At 69.1% G+C, this 22,835-nt stretch carries 20 protein-coding genes and 1 riboswitch; of the genes, 15 read left to right on the top strand and 5 right to left on the bottom strand.

The features are described from left to right. Window positions 1-137: 137 nt before the first annotated feature. Window positions 138-347 carry a DUF3606 domain-containing protein gene (locus ACS5PM_RS06290; protein WP_439386631.1) on the top strand — a complete coding sequence of 70 codons (210 nt, stop codon included), beginning with the start codon at window positions 138-140 and terminating at the stop codon, window positions 345-347. A 9-nt stretch (window positions 348-356) separates the two neighbouring features. On the opposite strand, the gene ACS5PM_RS06285 is transcribed toward ACS5PM_RS06290, so the two are convergent. Both ACS5PM_RS06285 and ACS5PM_RS06280 read right to left on the bottom strand, forming a co-directional pair. Next, window positions 357-1,343 carry an NADPH:quinone reductase gene (locus ACS5PM_RS06285; RefSeq protein WP_439386629.1) on the bottom strand — a complete coding sequence of 329 codons (987 nt, stop codon included), beginning with the start codon at window positions 1,341-1,343 and terminating at the stop codon, window positions 357-359. Between the two features lie 75 nt (window positions 1,344-1,418). Beyond that, complete coding sequence (locus ACS5PM_RS06280; RefSeq protein WP_439386627.1) at window positions 1,419-2,564, bottom strand: NAD(P)/FAD-dependent oxidoreductase; 1,146 nt, start codon at window positions 2,562-2,564, stop codon at window positions 1,419-1,421. Between the two features lie 141 nt (window positions 2,565-2,705). Between ACS5PM_RS06280 and ACS5PM_RS06275 the strand changes: the two genes are divergently transcribed. Further along, complete coding sequence (locus tag ACS5PM_RS06275) at window positions 2,706-3,617, top strand: hypothetical protein (RefSeq protein WP_439386625.1); 912 nt, start codon at window positions 2,706-2,708, stop codon at window positions 3,615-3,617. Between the two features lie 7 nt (window positions 3,618-3,624). Here the strand turns inward: ACS5PM_RS06275 and ACS5PM_RS06270 are convergent, their stop codons facing one another. Further along, the gene (locus ACS5PM_RS06270) at window positions 3,625-4,089 is read right to left on the bottom strand and encodes an SRPBCC family protein (protein WP_439386623.1); all 465 of its coding nucleotides are present in this window, start codon (window positions 4,087-4,089) and stop codon (window positions 3,625-3,627) included. 12 nt (window positions 4,090-4,101) lie between these two features. Continuing rightward, complete coding sequence (locus tag ACS5PM_RS06265; RefSeq protein WP_439386621.1) at window positions 4,102-4,734, bottom strand: LysE/ArgO family amino acid transporter; 633 nt, start codon at window positions 4,732-4,734, stop codon at window positions 4,102-4,104. 93 nt (window positions 4,735-4,827) lie between these two features. Here ACS5PM_RS06265 and ACS5PM_RS06260 point away from each other — a divergent pair, with 93 nt between their 5' ends. Continuing rightward, window positions 4,828-5,292: an Lrp/AsnC family transcriptional regulator gene (locus ACS5PM_RS06260; RefSeq protein WP_439386618.1), complete on the top strand. Its 465-nt coding sequence runs from the start codon at window positions 4,828-4,830 to the stop codon at window positions 5,290-5,292. Window positions 5,293-5,402: 110 nt separating this feature from the next. Continuing rightward, window positions 5,403-5,726, top strand: a complete 324-nt coding sequence (locus ACS5PM_RS06255; RefSeq protein ID WP_439386616.1) for a hypothetical protein — start codon at window positions 5,403-5,405, stop codon at window positions 5,724-5,726. A 66-nt stretch (window positions 5,727-5,792) separates the two neighbouring features. Here ACS5PM_RS06255 and ACS5PM_RS06250 read toward each other — a convergent pair whose 3' ends face one another. Beyond that, window positions 5,793-6,395: a TetR/AcrR family transcriptional regulator gene (locus ACS5PM_RS06250; protein ID WP_439386614.1), complete on the bottom strand. Its 603-nt coding sequence runs from the start codon at window positions 6,393-6,395 to the stop codon at window positions 5,793-5,795. Between the two features lie 112 nt (window positions 6,396-6,507). On the opposite strand from ACS5PM_RS06250, the gene ACS5PM_RS06245 reads away from it, so the two are divergent. The 11 genes from ACS5PM_RS06245 (at window position 6,508) to ACS5PM_RS31980 (ending at window position 22,788) form a co-directional block, all read left to right on the top strand. Then, window positions 6,508-7,695, top strand: a complete 1,188-nt coding sequence (locus tag ACS5PM_RS06245; RefSeq protein WP_439386612.1) for an efflux RND transporter periplasmic adaptor subunit — start codon at window positions 6,508-6,510, stop codon at window positions 7,693-7,695. Window positions 7,696-7,715: 20 nt separating this feature from the next. Then, on the top strand, window positions 7,716-10,871 hold the full coding sequence (locus ACS5PM_RS06240; RefSeq protein WP_439386610.1) for an efflux RND transporter permease subunit: 3,156 nt from the start codon (window positions 7,716-7,718) through the stop codon (window positions 10,869-10,871). Window position 10,872: 1 nt separating this feature from the next. Then, on the top strand, window positions 10,873-12,318 hold the full coding sequence (adeC, locus tag ACS5PM_RS06235) for an AdeC/AdeK/OprM family multidrug efflux complex outer membrane factor (protein ID WP_439386608.1): 1,446 nt from the start codon (window positions 10,873-10,875) through the stop codon (window positions 12,316-12,318). Between the two features lie 377 nt (window positions 12,319-12,695). Then, window positions 12,696-12,808: riboswitch (guanidine-I (ykkC/yxkD leader) on the top strand. Window positions 12,809-12,872: 64 nt separating this feature from the next. Beyond that, complete coding sequence (locus ACS5PM_RS06230) at window positions 12,873-13,880, top strand: ABC transporter substrate-binding protein (protein WP_439386606.1); 1,008 nt, start codon at window positions 12,873-12,875, stop codon at window positions 13,878-13,880. A gap of 7 nt (window positions 13,881-13,887) precedes the next feature. Next, a complete protein-coding gene (locus tag ACS5PM_RS06225; protein WP_439386603.1) occupies window positions 13,888-14,670 on the top strand; it encodes an ABC transporter permease in 783 nt (260 codons plus the stop codon). A gap of 1 nt (window position 14,671) precedes the next feature. Beyond that, window positions 14,672-15,520 (top strand): ABC transporter ATP-binding protein, encoded by an 849-nt coding sequence (locus ACS5PM_RS06220; RefSeq protein WP_439386601.1) that lies wholly within the window; start codon window positions 14,672-14,674, stop codon window positions 15,518-15,520. 102 nt (window positions 15,521-15,622) lie between these two features. Further along, entirely contained in the window at window positions 15,623-16,321 is a 699-nt protein-coding gene (locus tag ACS5PM_RS06215; RefSeq protein WP_439386850.1) for an urea amidolyase associated protein UAAP1, read from the top strand. Between the two features lie 24 nt (window positions 16,322-16,345). After that, on the top strand, window positions 16,346-16,984 hold the full coding sequence (locus ACS5PM_RS06210) for an urea amidolyase associated protein UAAP2 (RefSeq protein WP_439386849.1): 639 nt from the start codon (window positions 16,346-16,348) through the stop codon (window positions 16,982-16,984). An 81-nt stretch (window positions 16,985-17,065) separates the two neighbouring features. Next, window positions 17,066-20,680, top strand: a complete 3,615-nt coding sequence (uca, locus tag ACS5PM_RS06205; protein ID WP_439386599.1) for an urea carboxylase — start codon at window positions 17,066-17,068, stop codon at window positions 20,678-20,680. Window positions 20,681-21,089: 409 nt separating this feature from the next. Further along, window positions 21,090-22,466, top strand: coding sequence for a TAXI family TRAP transporter solute-binding subunit (locus tag ACS5PM_RS06200; protein WP_439386597.1), 1,377 nt, complete (start codon window positions 21,090-21,092; stop codon window positions 22,464-22,466). After that, on the top strand, window positions 22,372-22,788 hold the full coding sequence (locus tag ACS5PM_RS31980) for a TolC family protein (protein WP_500684344.1): 417 nt from the start codon (window positions 22,372-22,374) through the stop codon (window positions 22,786-22,788). Before ACS5PM_RS06200 ends, ACS5PM_RS31980 begins: the two co-directional genes overlap by 95 nt. Window positions 22,789-22,835 lie beyond the last annotated feature (47 nt).

The raw sequence follows: 22,835 nt of genomic DNA, 5'->3' as shown, positions 1-22,835 counted from the left end.
AAAAGCCTCCGCCAGCAACCGCGCCGGAGGAGTCGGAGGCGGTCATCGTCTCGGGGCCGCCGGATGGGGCTGGGCAGCAAACGACATGCCGGGGCACCCCTCGGCGCCCTGGGAACGCACCTTGCCGGTCCACCGGCATGAACACCGCCACCCAAGCCGCCGAAGACCCTCAATCCACAGCCCAGGTCGACCTGAGTTCGCCGGCCGCCATCGAGCGCTGGAGCAAGGCGCTGGGCACCACCGACGAGGCGCTCCAGCAGGCCGTCAAGGCCGTCGGGCCGCGCATCGACAAGGTCAAGGATTACCTGGGAGCCGGCGCCGCGGCCGGCGATCAGTCGGGGGCGTGAAGACGCCGCTCAGGCCATCGCCAACACCACGTTGCCGAGCGCCTCGCCGCGCTCGATGAGTTCGTGCGCCCGCGCGATCTCCGACAGCGGCAGCCGTTCGGCGACCTGATGCCGCAGCAAGCCCCGGCAGAGCAGTCCGGTGAGCGTGTCCACCGCGAGCCGGCGAGCCGTCGGCGTCAGGTTGAAGACGATGAAGCAGCGCAGCGTGGCGTTCTTCAGGATCATCGGATAGAAGGGCAGCTCGAACTGGGGCGCACCACTGCCGTACACCATCACCTCGCCTCCCGGGCCCAGCAGCTCGGCGTCGAGCTTGCCGTTGGCAGCCACGTCGACCTCGACGATGCGATCCACTCCAGCTCCGCGGGTGGCCTGGCGAACCCGCTGGGCCACGTCCTCGCGCCGGTAGTCGATCAGCACATCGGCCCCGGCTGCCTCGGCCAGCGCCGCCTTGGCCGGGCTGCTCACCGTAGCCAGCACCTGGCACGCACCGAGCGCCCGCGCAAACTGCACCGCATAGTGACCGACCGCGCCCGCTCCGCCGTGCACCAGCACCGAACGGCCCGCCACGCCACCATGCGCCAGGCATGCATGCAAGGCTGTCAGCGCCGGGATACCGAAGCAGGCACCAGCTTCATCCGGGACGCCGGCCGGCAGCGGCACCGCCTGGGTGGCCGGAAGGGCGATGTACTGCGCCGCCGTGCCGAATGCCCGTCCCCAGGCCCCGTTCCAGACCCAGACCCGCTCACCGAGGCGCTCGGCCGGCACGCCCTCGCCCACCGCATCGATCAGCCCCATGCCGTCGCTGTGCGGCACGATCCGCGGGAAGGCCATCACCGACGAGCGCAGCCCGGCCCGAGCCTTGACATCGGCCGGGTTGACACCCGACCAGCGCAGGCGCACCCGCACCTCGCCGGGACCCGGTTGGGGATCCTGGCATTCGCCGAGTTGCAGGACCTCGGCCGCCGGGCCGGTGCGTTCGTAGTAGGCGGCTTGCATGGCGAGACTCCTCGCGCCGTGGGGTGGAGCGATCATCCGCCGCCGCCTGGCCCCGGCGCGGCCCTCCGGGCGAACTCACTCCTGCGCGGAGGGAAACAGGCGCCGCGGCGACAGCATCGCCTCGTCCAGCCCCTGGTCCTGCAGCGCCGCCGGCAGCGGGCGGCCCAGCGCCAGCGCCGCGCAGGCCTCGCCCATGGCAGGACTGGTCTGGATGCCATAGCCGCCTTGCGCCGCCACCCAGAAGAAGCCCGGCGCATCGGGCGCGAAGCCACCGACCAGGTCGCCATCGGCCACGAAGGAACGCAGACCGGCCCAGGTGTGGCTGGGCCGCCGGATGCGCAGGGTCGTCGCCTCCTCTATGCGGTGGATGCCCAGCGCAATGTCGAGTTCTTCGGGCTGAACGTCCTGCGGCTCGACCGGGTCGGCGTTGGCAGGGGAGCCGAGCAGCACGCCGGCATCGGGCTTGAAGTAGAAATCCTCGTCGGCGCCGATCACGAGCGGCCAGTCGGCCGTGGCGACGTCCGCCGGCGCGGGAAAGAGGAAGGCCGAGCGCCGACGGGGCTGGATGCCGATAGGCGCCACGCCGGCCATCGCGGCGACCTGGTCGACCCAGGCACCCGCCGCGTTCAGCACCAGCGGCGCGCGAAAGCGCTGCTCGCCCGCCGACAACTCCCAGCCGCCGCCAGACCGGCGCTCGATCGCCTCCAACCGGACGTCGAACAGCACCCGGCCGCCTCGCGCGCGCAGTCCGCGCAAGTAGCCCTGGTGAAGCTCGTGCACCTCGATGTCGGCGGCACCGGGGTCGAACAGCCCGGCCTGCGCCGCGGCGGGTTGCAGCACTGGCACCATGGCCTGAGCCTGCGCGCCATCGAGCAGGCGCGCCTGCGGCACGAAGCGGCGCAGTTCCTCGTACTGGCCCCGCAGGGCATCCGCCTGCGCCGCGGTGCCCAGGGTCAGCATGCCGCGCTGCCGCAAAAGGGCCGCCTGGGCGAATCCGGGCGGCGGCGCGGCCAGGAAGGAGCGGCTGGCGCGCGTCAGCGCCTGCACCTGTGCCGAGCCGTAGCCCTCGCAGAACATCGCCGCCGAGCGGCCGGTGGAGTGCATGCCGGGCTGGGCCTCGCGCTCGATCACCAGCACGCGAGTCCCTTGTCCGGCCAGGAAGAAAGCCACCGAGGCCCCCGCGATGCCGGCCCCGATGATGATGGCGTCTGCGTCGTTCATCACGCCGATTCTCCTGCCGCGGCCATGCCTGCGGAACCTTGGCGCCGAGGCCTTGTCCGACAGGCAGGAAAGCCGGCGGCCGACCGTAGGTGGCCATGCGCCTGCCTATGCTGGAGCAGCACCGAGCATCGAGGGTCCGACATGACACAGCCACGGTTCATCGCCTTCCTCCAGGGTCTGGCCCTGGCGGCCGGCATGGCGGGCGCACTGGTCCCCGCCAGCGCCCAGGCGCAGGATGCACAGACGCTCCACGCACGCCATGCGAGCCTGCAACCGGCGCTGGCCGCCAGCCCGTTCAAGCGGCCCTTGCTGCTGCAGGCCAACAACTCCAGCGACGCACCACATGGCGACGTCTATTCGATCGTCGACCACGGCTTTCCGACACTCTCAGGCGCGCTGCAGGCGGCGGATCACTGGTGCGACATGCTGCTGCTGCAGTTCAACGTGAAGCGGTGCGTGCCCAGCGGCCGCGCCCCGGAGGAGACGCTGCACGTGGCCATCGGCCGCAAGGCCGAGCAGCCGGCCAAGGACGCCTTTCCGGTGGACTTCAGCTACCGCGTGCTCGTGTCGCAGCCCGACTACCTGGCGGTGCAGATGAAGGCCGACGAAGGCCCCTTCGGCACCCGCGACTACCGGCTGACGCTGCAGGCCGTGCCGCTGGACAAGGGCCACAGCTTCATCCATCTCTCGTATTCCTATGCCAACGGCCTGGCGGCGCGGCTGGCCACCCAGGCCTACCTGGCGACCGCCGGCCGCCACAAGGTCGGATTCACCGTGGTGGGCCGCGACGGCGACGGGAGCCCGCAGTACGTCAAGGGCATGCAGGGCATCGCCGAGCGCAACACCATGCGCTACTTCCTGGCCATCGACGCCTTCCTCGACACGCTCGGGGTGCCGGCCCCGCAGCAGGCCGAGCAGCGGCTGAAGCACTGGTTCTCCGCCACCGAGCTCTACCCCCAGCAGCTGCACGAGCTGCCGTGGCAGGAGTACCTGGCGATGAAGCGGCGCGAGATGAACCTGGCGCAGGCGCCGGGCGCGCCCGTGGACCTGTGATCGCCCGTCAGGGGATGACGGCGGCGAGCAATTCGCCACGGCGCGCTTCGATCTCGCGCGCCCATCCTTCGATCATCGCGGCGAAGGCGTCGCCTTCGAAGGCTTCGAGCGGGCGCTCGCCCTCGGCACCGAGGGCGGTAAGGGTGTAGCGCACCTCGACTTCGGTCCGGTCACCTTCCAAGGCTTGGCAACGGATCTCTACCGTGCCGGTGCGCGAGCCCGGCGTGCAACGCACGTAGCGCGAGCGATGAGCGCTGCGGTCGAAGTCGGCCAGCAGCCAGATCGTCATCTCCTGGCCTTGGCCGGTGGTGAACACCATGCCCGCCTCGGTGCGCCCATCGGCGGGATGCAGGTAGTCCGGCCGCCAGCCCGCGACCCACCGCTCCTCGCCCGCCGGCGTGAAGAACATGAAGCAGCGGTCCACCGGCGCATCGACGACGATGCGGTGGCTGGCCTGCACGTGGCGTGGCATGGCGACCCCGCCTCAGCCGGCGACCAGCTGCAGCAGCTGCCACAGCGCGAGCCCGGCGAGCAAGGCTGCCGACATCAGGTTGACCGCCCGCTGCCAGCGCTCGTCGAACCGGTCCCGCAGCAGACCGACCACACCGGCCAGGATCAGCCACCACAGGGCCGAGCCGACCAGCACGCCGCAGACCATCGCCCAGGGCGACGCGGCCGGCGCGCGACCGGCCAGCGCCCCGAACACCGCCATGAACGACAGGATGGTGGTGGGGTTGGACAGCGTCAGCACGAAGGTGGTGGAAACGAAGCGCAGCAGGGTCCCCGGCGGCGTATGGACGGCGTCGCGCCGCTGCACCGGCTTGGTGGCGATGCGCCACGCGAGCCACAGCAGGAAGGCGGCGCCGAAGACGGCGAGCCAGGCCTTGATGCCCAATAGCCAGGTGATCAGGGTGGTGACGCCGAAGGCGCCGACGGCACCGTAGACCGCATCGGCGAAAGCGGCGCCCAGGCCGGTGGCCAGGCCGGCCGCGCGGCCATGATCCAGCGTGCGCTGGATGGCCAGCACGCCGATCTGGCCGACCGGCGCGGCGATCGACAAGCCGATCAGCAGCGATTGGCCGAACAGCACGAGAGCGGAAGAGGTCGAAGCGTCCATGGGCGGAATTCTCGGCAGGGCCGGCGCTGGCGGCCAGCCGCGTCGTGAGGCCAAAATCGCTTTCGCTTCGCATTTTTCAGGCCAGAGGCTGGGATGACCGAAACACTTCAACTCGACACCAGGGCCTGGCAGCTGCTGCTCGCGCTGCAGGAGGATGGCCGTGCACCGCTGAAGGCCCTGGCCGCCGCCGCCGAGCTCTCGGTGCCCGCCACCGCCGAGCGCCTGAAGAGGCTGAAGGACGCCGGGATCCTGCGCTCCGTCAGCGCCGAGCTGGATGCCGACAAGGCGGGCTACCCGGTGCGTGCCATCGTCGGCATCACCGTGCTGCAGCCGGGCAAGAAGGCCTTCCTCGACAAGCTGCGCCGCGCCGCCGAGGTGATCGAGTGCCACCACGTTGCCGGGGCGGATTCGTACCTGATGACCGTCGTCACGCGTGGCCTGGAGGACCTGGAGCGCTTCCTCGCCTCCATCAACAGCTACGGCGAGACCCGGACCTCGATCGTCTTCTCCACGCCGATCCCGCGGCGGGGCCTGGTGCCCCCCGGCACGAGCCGTTGAACCGGGGGCCGCTGTAGGGCTCGCCCTACGCCAAGACCCGTCGTCCCCGGGTGCACGGGCGGCAGGCGCCGGCCCATGATGGGCTCATCGGCCTCGAGCAAGGAGCCCCCATGAGCACCGAAAAATCTTCCAACCCTTCCACCGCCGTTCCCAGCACCGAAGACGAATTGGCCCCGCGTGGCATCGAACAAGGCGTGGATCGCGTCGATGGCCCCATCGATGCCGACTGGCCGGACAGGGAACGGGCCGCCAAGGGCCATCCGCCCCCTGACGATGGCGACAACGACGCCTCGCCCTACGGCTACGGCGACCCCGACGAGGTGCGCGACGAGGGCGTGCTGGAGTCGCTCGGCAAGGCGGTTTCCTCGCCGGTGCGCGACGAGTCCGAGGAGCGTCTGCCGCAACAGAACCAGGGCCCGCGCAACCAGCGCTAGCGAGTGCTCGCGCCGAGCCGATGCCGGCCGACCCTGGCGCCGATGTAGGGCGCGCCGGGCGCCTGCTCAGCGCCCGTAGGCCGCCAGGAACACGGCCACCGCCCGCTCGGCGATCTGCCTGACCTGATTCCGCGTGGGCTGCTGCATCGCACCCATCAGCAGCGGCTGATGGACCTCGGCGGTGATCAGGGCCATCAGGTGGGCCGCGGCGATGTTCGCGTCGGCGGACTTCAGGCGCCCGCCTTCCATCTCGGCCTGCAGGAAGGCCGCCAGCTGCTGCTCGCCTTTCTTGGGCCCCAGCTCCAGGAAGCGGCTGGCAATGTCGGACTGGCCCGCCTGGCTCACCATCATGCGGTAGGTGCCGATCGTCTCAGGCGTGCTCACGAAGGCGAGGAACTTCTCGCCGAAGCGGCGAAGCACGCGGTGCAGGTCTTCGCTGCCGGCCGCCAGTTCCTCGAAGGCTGGGCCCAGCTGGCGCCCGCCCATGTACTCCGCCACTTCCAGGAAGAGCTGCTGCTTGGACGGGAAGTAGCCGTAGAGCGTGACCTTGGAGCCGCCCACGCGGGAAGCGATCTCGTCCATCGAGGCGCGCTCGAAACCCATCTCCTGGAACACCTGCGAGGCGACCTCGAGGATGGCCTCGCGCTTGGCTGCGGTCTTGACTCTCATCTCGTGATTATTTGAACCGATGAGTTCATTATTGCTTGACACACCCAAGGAGTCAAGATTTATACTGAACTCGTCAGTTCACTTAAGCCACGAGCCTCCGAGGATCTCCGCCATGCCTGCCCACTCCCTCCTCACGACCGGCACCACCGCTCTCAGCCTGATCTCGGCCGCCCTCCTGGCGGCCTGCGGCGGCCCGCCGGGAGGCCCGCCGCCCGAGCTCGACGGGCCACCGCGCGTGGGGGTGGTGGTGCTGCAGCCCCAGCGCGTGGCGCTGGACACCGAGCTGCCCGGCCGCACCGTGGCCTACCAGATCGCCGAAGTGCGCCCGCAGGTCACCGGCCTCATCAAGGCGCGCGAATTCCAGGAGGGCAGCCTGGTCAAGGCCGGCCAACCGCTCTACCAGATCGACCCCGCCAGCTACCAGGCCAGCCTCGACAACGCCCGCGCCACCCTGCTGAAGGCGGAAGCGAACCTGCGCTCGACGAAGCTCAAGTCCGAGCGCTATGACCAGCTCGCCGCCATCCAGGCCGTGAGCCAGCAGGACCAGGACGACGCCTCGGCCTCGCTGCAGCAGGCCGAGGCCGACGTGGCCGCGGCCAAGGCGACGCTGGAGACCGCGCGCATCAACCTGGCCTACACGCGGGTCAGCTCGCCCATCACCGGCCGCATCGGCAAGTCGTCGGTGACAGCGGGCGCACTCGTCACCGCCAACCAGGCCACGACGCTTTCCACCGTGCAGCAGCTCGACCCGATCTACGTGGACGTGACGCAGTCGAACACCTCGGCCCTGCAGCTCAAGCGCGCGCTGTCGCAAGGCGAGCTGAAGAGCAGCGGCGCGACGGCTGCCCCGGTCAAGCTGCTGCTGGAAGACGGCAGCACCTATCCGCTCAAGGGCAGGCTCGAGTTCTCCGACGTCACGGTCGACCAGGGCACCGGTGCCATCACCCTGCGCGCGGTGTTCCCGAACCCCGACGCCGTGCTGCTGCCCGGCATGTACGTGCGCGCCGTCGTCGAGGAGGGGGTGAACGACCAGGCCCTGCTGGTGCCGCAGCCGGCCGTGAGCCGGGATTCGACCGGCAAGCCCGTGGCTTACGTGGTCACGGCCGACGGCAAGCTCGAATCGCGCAGCATCACCACCGCCCGCGCCATCGGCGACCACTGGCTGGTCACCAGCGGGCTGAAGGCCGGCGATCGCCTGGCCGTCGCGGGCCAGCAGAAGGCGCGGCCGGGCCAGGTGGTCAACCCCGTGCCGCTCGCGGCCACGCCGGCCAGCGCGCCCGTGCGCGTTGCGGCGAACTGATCGAAGCCGGGGACACCACCATGGCTCGCTTCTTCATCGACCGCCCCATCTTCGCCTGGGTGCTCGCCATCATCGTGATGCTGGCCGGCGTCATGGCCATCAGGATCCTGCCGATCGCCCAGTACCCGACGATCGCGCCGCCGGCCGTCGCCATCTCGGCCACCTACCCCGGGGCCTCGGCCAGGACGCTGGAAGACACGGTGACCCAGGTCATCGAGCAGAAGATGAAAGGCCTGGACCGCCTGGCCTACATCTCGTCCACCAGCGAATCGACAGGCAGCGTGACCATCACGCTGACCTTCGAGCAGGGCACCGACCCGGACACCGCGCAGGTGCAGGTGCAGAACAAGCTTTCGCTGGCCACGCCGCTGCTTCCGCAGGAGGTGCAGCAGCAAGGCGTGCAGGTCGCCAAGGCGGCCACCAACTTCCTCAACGTGCTGGCCTTCGTGACCGAGGATGGCCAGCTCGGCGCGGCCGACCTGGCCGACTACGTGTCAGCCAACGTGCAGGACGCCATCAGCCGCGTCGAGGGCGTGGGCGACACCACCCTGTTCGGCTCGGCCTATGCGATGCGCGTCTGGTTGGATCCGAACAAGCTCGACAGCTTCAAGCTCACGCCGCTGGACGTGAAGAACGCCATCCAGGCGCAGAACGCCCAGGTCTCCGCCGGCCAGCTGGGCGGCCTGCCCTCGGTGCCGCAGCAGCAGCTGAACGCCACCATCACCGCCCAGACGCGGCTGAAGACCGCGCCGGAGTTCGAGGCCATCCTGCTGAAGACCCAGGCAGACGGCTCTTCCGTGCGCCTGCGCGACGTGGCCCGCATCGAGCTGGGCAGCGAAAGCTACGCCACCGTCAGCCGCTACAACGGCAAGCCGGCGGCGGGCATGGCCATCAAGCTGGCCACCGGCGCCAACGCCCTCGACACCGTCCGCCGCATCGATGCCCGGCTGGAGGAGCTGAGCAAGTTTTTCCCGCCCGGCATGAAGGTGATCAAGCCGTACGACACCACGCCCTTCGTGCGCATCTCGATCGAAGAGGTGGTCAAGACGCTGGTCGAGGCGATCGTGCTGGTGTTCGCGGTGATGTACCTGTTCCTGCAGAACTTCCGCGCCACGCTGATCCCGACGATCGCGGTGCCTGTCGTGATGCTCGGCACCTTCGGCGTGCTGGCTGCGTTCGGCTACTCGATCAATACGCTGACCATGCTGGCCATGGTGCTGGCCATTGGCCTGCTGGTGGACGACGCCATCGTGGTGGTCGAGAACGTCGAGCGCGTGATGAGCGAGGAAGGCTTGCCCCCACTGGAGGCCACGCGCAAGTCCATGGGGCAGATCACCGGCGCGCTGGTGGGCGTGGCCCTGGTGCTGGCGGCCGTCTTCGTGCCCATGGCCTTCTTCGGCGGCTCCACCGGCGTGATCTACCGCCAGTTCACCGTCACCATCGTCTCGGCGATGACGCTGTCGGTGCTGGTGGCGATGATCCTCACCCCCGCGCTGTGCGCCACGCTGCTCAAGCCCGTGCCCCAGGGCCACCACCTGGCCACCACCGGCTTCTTCGGTGCCTTCAACCGCTGGTTCGACCGCAGCAACCGCGGCTACCAGGGCATCGTGCGCAGCATCCTCGGCCGCGGCGGGCGCTGGATGGCCGGCTATGCGGTGCTGGTGCTCGTCGTCGGCTTCGTCTACATGAAGGTCCCGGCCGGCTTCCTGCCCGATGAAGACCAGGGGACGCTGTTCACCCTCGTGCAGCTGCCGCCGGGCGCCGCGCAGGAACGAACGCTCAGGGTGATGGAGGAGGTGGAGCACCACTTCCTCGTCGACCAGAAGGACGCGGTGGACGCGATCTTCACCGTGGCCGGCTTCAGCTTTGCCGGCAGCGGCCAGAACACCGGCTTCGCCTTCGTCAAGCTCAAGCCGTGGCCGGAGCGCACGCGGCCCGAGCTGAAGGCCCAGGCCGTGGCGAACGGTGCGCTGCGCCACTTCCTCACCCTGCGCGACGCAACGGTCTTCGCCTTCGCGCCGCCGGCGGTCTCGGAGCTGGGCAACGCGACGGGTTTCGACCTGATGCTGCAGGACCGCGCCAACCTCGGCCACGAGGCGCTGATGAAGGCCCGCAACCAGCTGCTGGACGCGCTGAGGAAGGAGCCCGGCCTCGTCGCCGTGCGCGCCAACGGCATGGAGGACGCACCCGAGTTCCGGCTCGACGTCGACCCGCACAAGGCAGGCGCATTGGGGCTTTCCATGGCCGACGTCAACGCCACCTTCTCGGCCGCCTGGGGCAGTAGCTACGTCAACGACTTCATCGACAAGGGCCGCGTGAAGAAGGTCTTCATGCAGGCCGATGCGCCCTTCCGCATGCTGCCGTCCGACATCGACGACTGGTACGTGCGCAACGGCAGCGGCGCGATGGTGCCCTTCAGCGCCTTCGCCCAGGCCCGCTGGAGCTCCGGCTCGCCGCGGCTGGAGCGCTACAACGGCGTGCCCTCGGTCGAGATCCTCGGCATGGGCCTGCCCGGCACGCTGTCCAGCGGACAGGCGCTGGACCTGGTCGAGCGCCACGTGGCCGAACTGCCGCCCGGCATCGGCCACGAGTGGACCGGCGTCTCGCGCCAGGAGCGCGAGGCCAGCGGCCATGGTGCGCTGCTGTACTCGGTGTCCATCCTGGTGGTGTTCCTCTGCCTCGCCGCCTTGTACGAGAGCTGGTCCATCCCCTTCTCGGTGGTGATGGTGGTGCCCCTGGGCGTGCTGGGCACGCTGGCCGGTGCGCTGCTGACCTGGAAGATGAACGACGTGTACTTCCAGGTCGGCCTGCTGACCACGGTGGGCCTGGCGTCGAAGAACGCGATCCTGATCGTGGAGTTCGCCAAGGACCTGTACGCCAAGGGCATGGGCCTGGTCGAGTCGGCCATCACCGCGGCCCGCATGCGGCTGCGCCCCATCCTGATGACCTCGCTGGCCTTCATCCTCGGTGTGCTGCCACTGATGCTCGGCCACGGCGCCGGCGCGGGCGCGCAGAACGCGCTGGGCACCGCGGTGGTGGGCGGCATGGTCACCGGCACGGTGCTGGCGATCTTCTTCGTGCCGCTGTTCTTCGTGAGCGTGCGCCGCCTGTCCGACAAGAAGGCTGCGGATGCCGGACCGACCGCTGTTGCCCCTCTTTCTCTGGAAGGCCACTGACATGACCCGCCTGACCTGGATCACCCTGGCCTGCGCCGCCGTGCTGAGCGGCTGCAGCCTGATGCCCGCCTACGAGCGGCCGGCGATGCCGGTGCCTGCCGCCTACCCCGCCCCTGCACCGACCGCCGTGGCGGGCAAGACCCAAGCCGCCGACATCGGCTGGCGCGAGTTCTTCGCCGACCAGCGCCTGCAGCAGGTGGTGGGGCTGGCCCTGGCCAACAACCGCGACCTTCGCGTGGCCGCGCTCAACATCGAGAAGGCACGGGCCCAGTACCGTGTGCAGGACGCCGGCCTCTATCCGGCGGTGAATGCCGGCGGCAACCAGACGGCCACCCGGACGGCCGACGGCCTGCGATCGCCCGGCATGCCATCGATCAGCCGCCAGTACAGCGCCAGCGTGGGCATCAGTGCCTACGAGCTCGATTTCTTCGGGCGCGTGCGCAGCCTGAACGCCCAGGCGCTGGAGGAGTACCTCGCCACCGAGGAGGCGGCACGCAGCACGCAGATCAGCCTGGTGGCCGAAGTGGCCAATGCCTGGCTGACGCTCGGTGCCGACGAGGAGCGGCTGGCGCTGGCGCAAGGCACGCTGGCCAGCCAGAGGGAGTCCTACCGGCTCACCCAGCGCAGCTTCGAGATCGGCACGTCCTCGAAGCTGGCCCTGCGCCAGGCCCAGACCAGCGTCGACAGCGCCCGTGTCGACGCGATCCGCTACACCACCCAGGTGGCGCAAGACCGCAACGCGCTCGCGCTGCTGGTGGGCTCGACGGTGCCCGACGGACTGCTGCCAACGACGCTGGCCGATTCGCTGAACACGCTGCCCGAGCTGCCCGCCGGCCTGCCCTCGGCCCTGCTGAAGCGCCGGCCCGACATCCTGCAGGCCGAGCACCAGCTGAAAGCGGCCAGCGCCAACATCGGCGCGGCCCGCGCGGCCTTCTATCCGCGGATCAGCCTCACCGCATCCGCCGGCACGGCCAGCCCGGACCTCGCGGGCCTGTTCAAGGCCGGCTCCGGCGCCTGGACCTTCATGCCGCAAATCTCGCTGCCCCTGTTCGACGCGGGCGCCAACCGCGCCAACCTCGATGTCGCCACCCTCAGCCGCGACATCGACGTCGCCCAGTACGAGAAGGCGATCCAGACCGCGTTCCGCGAAGTGTCCGACGCACTCGCCCAGCGCGGCACCATCCAGGAGCAGCTGCAGTCGCAGCAATCGCTGGTGGATGCCACCGCCGAGAGCGACCAGCTGTCCCGTGCCCGCTACTCGCGCGGCGTCGACAGCTACCTCACCGTGCTCGATTCGCAGCGCTCGCTCTACGCCGCGCAGCAGAACCTGATCGGCACCCGGCTGACGCGGATGACGAACCTGGTGACGCTGTACAAGGTGATGGGCGGGGGATGGGTCGAGACGCCGAACGCCGGACGCGTCGCCACCATCCCCGCCGCTTTGTGATGCGCAGCCAGGGCTCCGGCGGCTCCCGGCCGCCCCACTCGGGGCGATTGAGACGCAGGTGCTGGGGTCGAGAACGTCCGAGGTCCCGACCGCACCTGGGGTGGCAGGCTGGGCACGGCGCGGGTGCTTGCACGTGGCCAGGCGTTGCAGGCGGCCTGACCCTCAGTCAAGCTTCACGTTCAGGCGGCGCCGCACCCGGTTCGGGCGGGGGGTGGCCTGACGAAACCCGGGGCGGGGCGCAGGACCGTTCGCCAAGCCTCAACACCATGCGCCGCGCGCTCGTCTGGTGCGCGCCCGGCCTGAGAACCGCCTGAAAAGGCCTGAAACCGCTGGCACAGCTCCTGCTAGAACCCTTGCGAGAGGGCGACTCGTTCGCTCTTCATGGTGGCTAGGGTTCCGGTTGCGACGTGCACGCAATGTCTGGTCCGAGAGCTGCCGGCCGCAGGCCCTTCGGGCCCCGGCTCCACGGAGGGACAAAAGCCCGGGAGGTGTTGCTTCGCTCGAAGCGCCCTCTCTGCGTGCTTACCCCAAAACCCTCGATCCGTGGAGCTTCCATGCCATCTCTTGCTGCCTCTTCGTCGCTGCACAGCCTTGGACGACTCGCGCGCTGCTTCGGCGCCGTCGCACTGGCCGCCTCCCTGCTGGCGCCCCGCCTGGCGCAAGCCGAGATCAAGGTCGGTGTGTCCGACTGGCCGGGCTGGGTGGCCTGGTACGTGGCCGAACAGAAGGGCATGTTCAAGAAGCACGGCGCGGACGTGAAGCTGGTCTGGTTCGCCAACTACACCGACTCGATCTCGGCGCTGTCGTCGGGCCAGCTTGACGCCAACTCGCAAACCTGGTCTGACACCCTGGGCCCGCTCGCCAAGGGCATCCCGATCAAGGCGGTGCTGGTGAACGACAACTCCGCGGGCAACGACGCGCTGATGGTCAACTCCAAGATCAAGAACATTGCAGCGCTCAAGGGCAAGAGCGTGGCCCTGGAACAGTACAGCGTGTCGCACTTCGTGCTGGCCATCGCGCTCACCCAGAACGGCATGAAGCCGAGCGACGTGAAGATCGTCAACCTGCCCGCGGGCGACGCCGCCGCCGCCTTCCTCGCCGGGCGTGTGGATGCCGCCGTGGTGTGGAACCCATGGGTCAACCAGATCCAGCAAAGCGGCAAAGGCCGCGCGCTCTTCACCTCGAAAGACATGCCCGGCCTGGTGCCCGACCTGCTGGTCGCACAAGACAAGGCGATCAAGGACAAGCGCAAAGACCTGGTCGGCATGATCAAGGCCTGGTTCGAGGCCGAGGCCTTCATCCGCAGCAAGCCCGACGAGGCCGCGCCGATCATGGCCAAGGTGGTGAGCATGAAGCCCGACGAGTACAAGGTCTTCCTGCCCGGAACCGCCTTCTTCGACGCTGCGGCCAACAAGGCCGCCTTCGATGCCAAGAACGCCAAGTCCCTGGTCGCCGTGGCCCCCACCATCGCCAGCTTCCTGAACGAACACAAGCTGATCGAAGGCACCGCCGACGCGGCCAAGGGTGTGGACGCCACGCTGCTGCAAGACGCGCTGAAGTGAGCCTGCGATGTGGCTGATCCGCCAGGCGATTTCGCGTCGCCTCTACCTCGCGCTGGCGTTCATCGGGCTGGTGGTGCCATTGCTGGCCTGGGCGCTGCTGGCGGCCAGCGGCAGCGTGAACCCGGTGTTCATGCCGTCGCCGCAAAAGGTGCTGGCGCGCATCGCCTCGTGGTGGGCTGAAGACGGTCTGCTGGGCGACGCCGCCATCAGCATCATGCGCGTGGTGACGGGCTGGGCGCTGTCGGCGCTGATCGCGTTGCCGCTGGGCCTGTTCATCGGCAGCTGGCGTGCGGTGCAGGCGCTCTTGGAGCCGCTCACCGACTTCGTGCGCTACATGCCGGCGGTGGCCTTCGTGCCGCTGGTGATGCTGTGGGTCGGCATCGACGAGGGCGCCAAGATCGCCATCATCTTCCTGGGCACCTTCTTCCAGATGGTGTTGATGGTGGCCGAAGACGTGCGCCGCGTGCCGATGGCGCAGATCGAAGCGGCGCAGACCATGGGCGCCACGCGCTCGGAGATCCTGCAAAAGGTGATCGTGCCCTCGGCCAAGCCGGCGCTGCTCGACACGCTGCGCGTGACCATGGGCAGCGCCTGGACGTTTCTGGTGGTGGCCGAGCTGGTGGCCGCGAACTCGGGCCTGGGCTTCTCCATCCTGAAGGCGCAGCGCTTCCTGCAGACCGACAAGATCTTCGCCGGCATCTTGCTGATCGGCTTGATCGGGCTGGCCATCGACCAGGCGTTTCGCTTCGCGCACAGGCGGGCGTTCCCGTGGCTGTATGGGAGGCACTGACATGGGCACCGCATTGATCGAATGCCGTGGTGTCGGCAAGACCTACGCGGGAGCCAGCACGCCCGCGCTCGTCGACGTGAACCTCGACGTCGCCGCCAACGAGTTCGTCACCCTGGTCGGCGCCTCGGGTTGCGGCAAGTCGACCTTGCTGCGCACGCTGGCGGGGCTGGAGTCGCACGACTGCGGCGAACTGCGTGTGAACGGTGCCCCCATCACCGGGCCGGGGCTGGACCGCGCGATGGTGTTCCAGCACTACAGCCTCTACCCCTGGCTGACGGTGATCGACAACGTCAAGTTCGTGCGTCAGCTGAATGTGCACACCGAGGGCCGCAGCAGCGCCGACGTGGAGGCCGCCGCCGGCCGCGCCGATGCGCTGCTCAACCTGATGGGCTTGTCAGCGGTGGAGCACGCCTACCCCAACCAGCTGTCGGGCGGCATGCAGCAGCGTGTGGCGATTGCGCGTGCGCTCATGAGCCGCCCCCCCATCTTGCTGATGGACGAGCCCTTCGGCGCGCTCGACGCACAAACGCGCGAGGTGATGCACGACCTGATCGCCCACGTGCACCGGCAGGAGCGCAGCACCATCGTGTTCGTCACCCACGACGTGGAAGAGGCGCTCTACCTGGGCCACCGCGTGGTGCTGATGGCGCCACGCCCCGGGCGCATCGACACGGTGTACGAGGTGCCGCTGCCACACACGCGCACGCAAGACATGCGCTTGTCGGTTGAGTTCCTGCAGCTCAAGCGCCAGGTGCTGGAACGCATTCGCGAGACATCGGGCATGAAGACCGATCTGGAGCTGCTGGAAAAGCTCAGCCAGCAGGCCTCGTCAAAACACGGAGAGACATGAATGGAAAGCTTCACCGACATCCCCGCCAATCCGCCGGCCAGCGCGCCGGTCGATGCGATCGCCCTGCAGCGCTTTGCACCCGACCTGCCCGCTGACACGCTGATGTGGTCAGACACCCTGCCTGGCGGCGGCCACTGGTCGTACCTGCTGCCGCGCGGCAGCAGTCTGCGCCTGGTCGCACTCGGCGACGGTGCCAACATGAGCGCCGTGCTCTACGCCGCGCGCAACCCGCTGGAGCGCTACAACCTACCCGACACGGTGAAGGCGCTGCACACCGCGCACTACACGCGCGGCCATGTGCTGATGAGCGACATGGGCCGCGCCATGGCCTCGATCACGCGCGACGATGTGGGCTGGCACGACCCCTTCGGCGCCCTGCTCGACGACGCCGCCATGGAAGCCAGGTACGGCGCGAATCGCTACGCCGCGCACCGCAACGCCATGCACCGCTCGGGCAAGACCGGCTTGCTGATCGAGATTGGCAAGCACGGGCTGGGGCGGCGCGACCTGATCGCACCGGTCAACTTCTTCAGCAAGGTGGTGGTGGACGACGAAGGCCGCTTCCACTTCGTGCCCGGCCACGCGAAGGCAGGCGCTGCGGTGGAGCTGCGCTTCGAGATGGATGTGCTGCTGGCGCTGAGCAGCGCACCGCACCCCTTGAACCCGTCGCCCGACTATGCGCCCGCCGCCATCGGCCTGGCCGCATGGCGCAGCGGCCCCGCGCCGGCCGACGACTATTGCCGCGCCTTCCGCCCCGAGAACGCACGCGCGCTGCACAACGCCGAGATGCTGGCGCTTTGACGAAGGACATCCCCCATGACCGCCATGCAACTCAAGGAAAGCCCGCTCACCTTGGCAAGCGCCAGCGCCCGCTACACCGTGGCCGCGGGCGAGCCCTTCGTGCTGGAGATCAAACAAGGCCAGACGCTGCGCATGGTCGACCTCGAAGGCAACCAGGCGATCGACGCGCTCTTCTTCAACCGCCACGACACGGCCGAGCACTACAGCGCGCCCGACACCATGCTGCGTCAGGGCGGCATCTACCTCACCACCGGCTCGGTGCTTGTCTCCAGCGAAGGCCGGCCCATGCTGCGCATCGTGGCCGACACCTGCGGCCGCCACGACACGCTCGGCGGCGCCTGCTCGTGCGAGAGCAATACGGTGCGCTACGCGCTGCAGAAGAAGCATATGCACAGCTGCCGCGACAACTTTCTCACCGCGTTGCAGCAGGCCGACATCGGTCTCACCAAGCGCGACCTCTTCCCCAACATCAACTTCTTCATGAACGTGCCGGTGACGCCGGCCGGTGATCTGAAATTCGAAGACGGCGTGTCGGCCCCCGGCAAGTACGTGGAGATGTACGCCGAGATGGATGTGTGGATGCTGATCAGCAACTGCCCGCAGCTCAACAACCCGTGCAACGGCTACAACCCGACGCCGGTGGAATTCCTGCTCTGGGACTGAGGCCGCGCCTCGCCGGTCGGGACGACCCGGCCGTGCACCTGAATCGGCGGGACGACTCGCCCTCACCTCCAGGTGACTCCCATGTTCGACACCGTATTGATCGCCAACCGGGGCGCCATCGCCTGCCGCATCATCCGCACGCTAAGGGCCCTGGGCCTGAAGTCGGTGGCTGTGTACTCCGAGGCCGATGCCGATTCGCGCCATGTGGCCCTGGCTGACGAGGCCGTGTGCATCGGCCCGGCGCCGGCGGCGCAGAGTTACCTCGATGCCGAGCGCATCCTCGCTGCGGCCCGGGCCACCGGCGCAGGGGCCATCCACCCCGGCTACGGTTTCCTGTCCGAGAACCCCGCCTTTGCGGATGCCTGCGAGGCCGCCGGCATCGCCTTCATCGGCCCCACCGGCGCTCAGATGCGCGCCTTTGGCCTGAAGCACAGCGCCCGCGAACTGGCGATGCAGCACGCGGTGCCGCTGTTGCCGGGCAGCGGGCTGTTGGCGGATGCAAGCGAAGCGGCCTATGAGGCCGAGCGCATCGGCTACCCGGTGATGCTCAAGAGCACCGCCGGCGGCGGCGGCATCGGCATGCGGCTGGTGCGCAACGCCACCGAGCTGGCGGCGGCGTGGGAGGCCGTCGAGCGCCTGGCGCGTGCCAACTTCAAGGACGCCGGCCTCTTCCTGGAGAAGTTCGTCGAGCAGGCGCGCCACATCGAAGTGCAGTTGTTCGGCGATGGTCGCGGCCGGGTGGTAGCCCTCGGCGAGCGCGATTGTTCGGCGCAGCGACGCAACCAGAAGGTGGTCGAAGAGACGCCCGCGCCGCACCTGGCCCCCGCCACACGCGAAGCCCTGCTCTCGGCCGCCGTGCGCCTGGGCCAGGCGGTCAGCTACCGCTCGGCGGGCACGGTGGAGTACGTGCTCGACGCCGCCAGCGGTGCCTTCTACTTCCTCGAAGTCAACACCCGCCTGCAGGTGGAGCATGGCGTGACCGAGCAGGTGACCGGCGTCGACCTGGTGGCCTGGATGGTGAAGCTCGCGCGCGGCGAGGCCTTCGACATGACGGCGCCCACGCCGCGCGGCGCATCGATCCAGGTGCGTCTGTACGCCGAAGACCCGGCGCGCAACTTCCAGCCCAGCGCGGGCGTGCTGACCGAAGTCACCTTCCCCACCGACGCGCGTGTCGACGGCTGGGTGGAGACCGGCACCGACGTGCCTTCGCACTACGACCCGATGCTGGCCAAGCTCATCGTCACCGCCGACACCCGCGAGGCGGCCGTCGCCAAGCTGCGCGATGCGTTGGCCGCGACACGGCTGGCCGGCATCGAGACCAACCTGCGCTACCTGCGGGCGGTGGCAACTTCCCCAGTGTTCGCGGACGGCCGCGTGATCACCCGCACGCTGGGCGAGCTGTGCTGGCGGCCGCAGGCCCTGGAGGTGATGGAACCCGGCGTGCAGACCACCGTGCAAGACTGGCCCGGCCGCGTCGGCTACTGGGCCGTGGGCGTGCCGCCCTCGGGGCCGATGGACGACCTGGCGATGCGCTTGGCGAACCGGCTGGTCGGCAACGCTGCCTCGGCCGCAGCGCTCGAATGCACCCTCACCGGGCCGAGCCTGCGCTTCCACGGCGATTGCACCATCGCCATCACCGGCGCCGCCATGGCCTGCACGCTCGATGGCAGCCCACTCGCCCTGTGGACATCGCATGAAGTGCTTGCAGGCAGCGTGCTCAAACTTGGACCGGTGCAAGGGGGCGGCGCGCGCACCTACCTTGCGGTGCGAGGGGGACTCGACGTGCCCGCCTACCTCGGCAGCCGCGCCACCTTCACCCTCGGCCAGTTCGGCGGCCACGGCGGGCGCACGCTGCGCGCGGGCGACATGCTGCATGTGGGTAGCGAGGCCGTCGATGCGGTGCAAAGCCTCGGTGCAGACCAGGTGCCGCCCTACACCCACCACTGGGACATCGGCGTGCTCTACGGCCCGCACGGTGCGCCCGATTTCTTCACGCCCGACGACATCGGCACCTTCTTCGGTACCGACTGGCAGGTGCACTACAACTCCAGCCGCACCGGCGTGCGCTTGATCGGGCCCACGCCGCAGTGGGCGCGGCCCGACGGCGGCGAGGCCGGCCTGCACCCGTCAAACCTGCACGACAACGCCTATGCCATCGGCGCCATCGATTTCACCGGCGACATGCCGGTGATCCTCGGTCCCGACGGCCCGAGCCTGGGCGGCTTCGTCTGCCCCGCGGTGGTGGTGGCGGCCGAGCGCTGGAAGCTGGGCCAGCTGCGGCCGGGCGACACCATCCGCTTCCAGTGCCTCACGCTCGCGCAGGCGACGGACCTGCAGGCCGCGCAAGATGCGCTGGTCGGCACGCTGACATCGCCGTTGCCAGTCTTGCCTGATGGCGTTCACGCGAGCGAAGTGGCATCCACCATGACGCCCGTGCTGCTGAGCGAAGAAGCCGGCGCCGACCTGCCCGCCATGGTGATCCGCCAGGCCGGCGACCGCTACCTGCTGGTCGAGTACGGGCCGATGGTGCTCGACCTGGAGCTGCGATTCCGCATCCACGCGCTGATGCAAGCCGTACAGGACTTGCAACTCGATGGCGTGGTCGACCTCACACCGGGCATCCGTTCGCTGCAGGTGCACTACGACCCGCAGCGCCTGCCGCGCGAGGCGCTGCTCCGGCAGCTGCTGGCCGCCGAACACGTCCTGCCGCGCACCGACGACCTGGAGGTGCCCACGCGCACCGTCTGGTTGCCACTCTCATGGGACGACGCAGCCACGAGGCTCGCCATCGAGAAGTACATGCAGTCGGTGCGCCCCGATGCGCCTTGGTGCCCGAGCAACATCGAGTTCATCCGCCGCATCAACGGGCTGGCGTCGATGGACGACGTGTACCGCATCGTGTTCGATGCGAGCTACCTGGTGCTGGGCCTGGGCGACGTCTACCTCGGCGCACCGGTGGCCACACCGGTCGACCCGCGGCACCGCCTGGTCACCACCAAATACAACCCGGCGCGCACCTGGACGCCAGAGAACGCCGTGGGCATCGGCGGCGCCTACATGTGCGTCTATGGCATGGAGGGGCCCGGCGGCTACCAGTTCGTCGGCCGCACGCTGCAGATGTGGAACCGCTGGCGCGATGCGACCAGCGGCGCGCTGGAGTTCGAGCCCGGCAAGCCCTGGTTGCTGCGCTTCTTCGACCAAGTGCGCTTTTTCCCGGTGTCACCCGACGAGTTGCTGCAGATCCGCCGCGATTTCCCCGCCGGGCGTTACCGATTGAAGATCGAAACCGGCACGTTCCGGCTGCACGACTACAGAGCCATGCTCGCCGCGCACGCCGACGACATCGCAAGACACAAACAACGCCAGCAAGCGGCCTTTGACGCCGAGCGTGAACGCTGGCGAGCTGCCGGCCAGGCCGAGTACCTGAGCGAAGACCTGTCGCCGGCCGCCGCACCGCAAGGCGATCTACCGGAGGGTGCGCAGGCCGTCGCCACGCAGGTGACCGGCAGCGTGTGGAAGCTGCTGGTGAAAGAAGGTGAGCACGTCGAAGAAGGCGCGCCGCTGTTGGTGGTGGAGTCGATGAAGATGGAATTCAGCGTCAGCGCGCCCTGCAGCGGCACGGTCCTGCGCTTGGGTTGCCGCGAGGGCGGCCAGGTGGCAGCAGGGCAGGACGTGGTGGTGCTGCTGCGCGGCTGAGGCGCTGCGCGCAAGGGCAACGGATGACTGCTCGACTGGCCGACGGTTTGTGACCGCGCCGCCCGCGGTTGAAGGGCAACAGCACCATCAGAACCAGTCGCGCGACCGATGAACGCCGACTTTCAGTCGCCGGCGTCAGCCACCCTCCATTTCCGACAGACAGCACCCTGCCTGCAGCCGACTCCGCCGGGTGAGCGGCAGCTCTGCCAGCGAAAGGGGGCGCAACAGTCCGGTCAGCACGCCTCGAATACGATGGGCCGGTCCTCCATCGGCAAAGGGCCCAACCCATGCGATGCCTCGGCATCACGATCATGCTCACCCTTGCAGCCACTGCTCATCCGGGCGCCCAGGAGTGCGCGCGAGTCTGCCACTCCCAGGCCCAGACCTCGCCCGCTCAAAATGGCAAGCCATGACCCCACTTCACCAATGGCATGCCACCCGCAGCCTGCGCCTGCTACTGGAGACCCTGCGCGACATGATGGTCTCGATGGGCCCTCTGTTGCTGCTTGGCGGAGGGCTGCTTGCAGCGGCCTACTGGTGGCTGGATCCGCAGCCGCCGCGCCAGGTGAGGCTGGCCACCGGCCCGGCCGGAAGTGCCTACGCCGGCTTCGGTGAGGGCTATGCGAAGGCACTGGCGCGCGAGCACATTCAGGTGGAGCTGATTGCCAGCGAAGGCGCACAGGACGATCTGGCCTTTCTACGCGCGGGCACGGCCGATGTGGGCTTCGTACGCGGCGGCATGGCCGATCCGGCGGCCGATACCGAGGCCGGCATCGTCTCGCTGGGCAGCCTGTTCTACGAGCCGATCTGGATCTTCTATCGCCGCGATCTCGGCATCGCGCGCCGCCAGCCCGGCGGCGAACTGCAGCGCCTGGCCCAGTTGCGCGGCCTGCGAGTCAATGTGGATCAGGACGGCAGCGGTGTCCCGCAGATAGTTGAGAAGCTGCTGGCGCTGAACCAGCTGAAGCCGAGCGATCTGCGGCTGTCCAATCTGGCGCCCGACGACGCCGGCGCGGCCCTGCGCCAGGGCCGTTTGGACGCCGCGGTGCTGATCTCGGCGCCGCAGGCCGGCCTGATCCGCGCGCTGCTGCGCGACCCGGCCATTGCGCTGATGGCCTTCGAGCAGAACGAAGCCTATTCGCGCCACCTGCCCTTCCTGTCCACCGTGAGTCTGCCGCGCGGTGTGGTCGACTTGGCGGCCGATTTGCCGCCTCACGACGTGCCGCTGCTGGCCACCACGACCGCACTGCTGGCGCGCGAGCAGACGCACCCTGCCCTGCGCCAGCTGTTCGCGCAGGCGGCCTTGGGCCAGCACAGCGAGGCCGGCTGGTTCAACGGCACGCGCGACTTCCCCAACACCCGCACCAGCGAGCTGCCGGTCAGCGCCGAGGGCGACCGCGCGATCAACGGCACGCCGCCGGCCTGGGCGCGCTACCTGCCCTTCTGGGCCGGCAATCTGCTGGAACGCATGTGGCTGGTGGTCGGCGGCCTGCTGGTGCTGATGCTGCCGCTGTCGCGCGTAGTGCCGCCGCTCTACACCTTCCGCGTGCGCTCGCGCGTGTTCCGCTGGTATGCGCGACTGCGCGAGGTGGAAGCAAAGCTGGAAACCGGCACAGCCGAGCGCGACGCCCTGCTCGACGAGCTGGACGAGCTGGACCGTGTCACCCACCGCATTGCGGTGCCGCTGTCCTATGCCGAGGAGCTTTACGCGCTGCGCAACAACATCTATGCGGTGCGCAAGCGCCTGCTGGCACAGCGGTCCCGGCCAACGGACGGACCGACCTGATCGACGAGCGGCGCGGCGGCGTGCTGCCTGTCGGTTTCGCCATCCAGTCCTACCCCGGGCATGCGCCCAAGTATTTCAGGTGGGAAACGCGTTTCAAGCAGTGGCTGAGCGCGGCACCATCCAAGAGCAGTTGCAGTCGCAGCAATCGCTGGTGGATGCCACCGGCGGGAGCGACCACCTGTCCCGTGCCCGCTACTCGCGCGGCGTCGACAGCTGCCTCACCATGCTCGATCCGCAGCGCTCGCTCTACGCCGCGCAGCAGAACCCGATCGGCACCCGGCTGACGCGGATGACGAACCTGGTGACGTTCGAGAGCGTCTGACGACGGGCAGGACAAGACTCAATCCGGTCGATCGCGGCCAGCGCAGG

The sequence above is a fragment of the Ideonella flava genome, assembly GCF_051857595.1.
Lineage (GTDB): Bacteria > Pseudomonadota > Gammaproteobacteria > Burkholderiales > Burkholderiaceae_C > Ideonella.
This window is presented reverse-complemented; position numbering and strand designations above follow the sequence as displayed.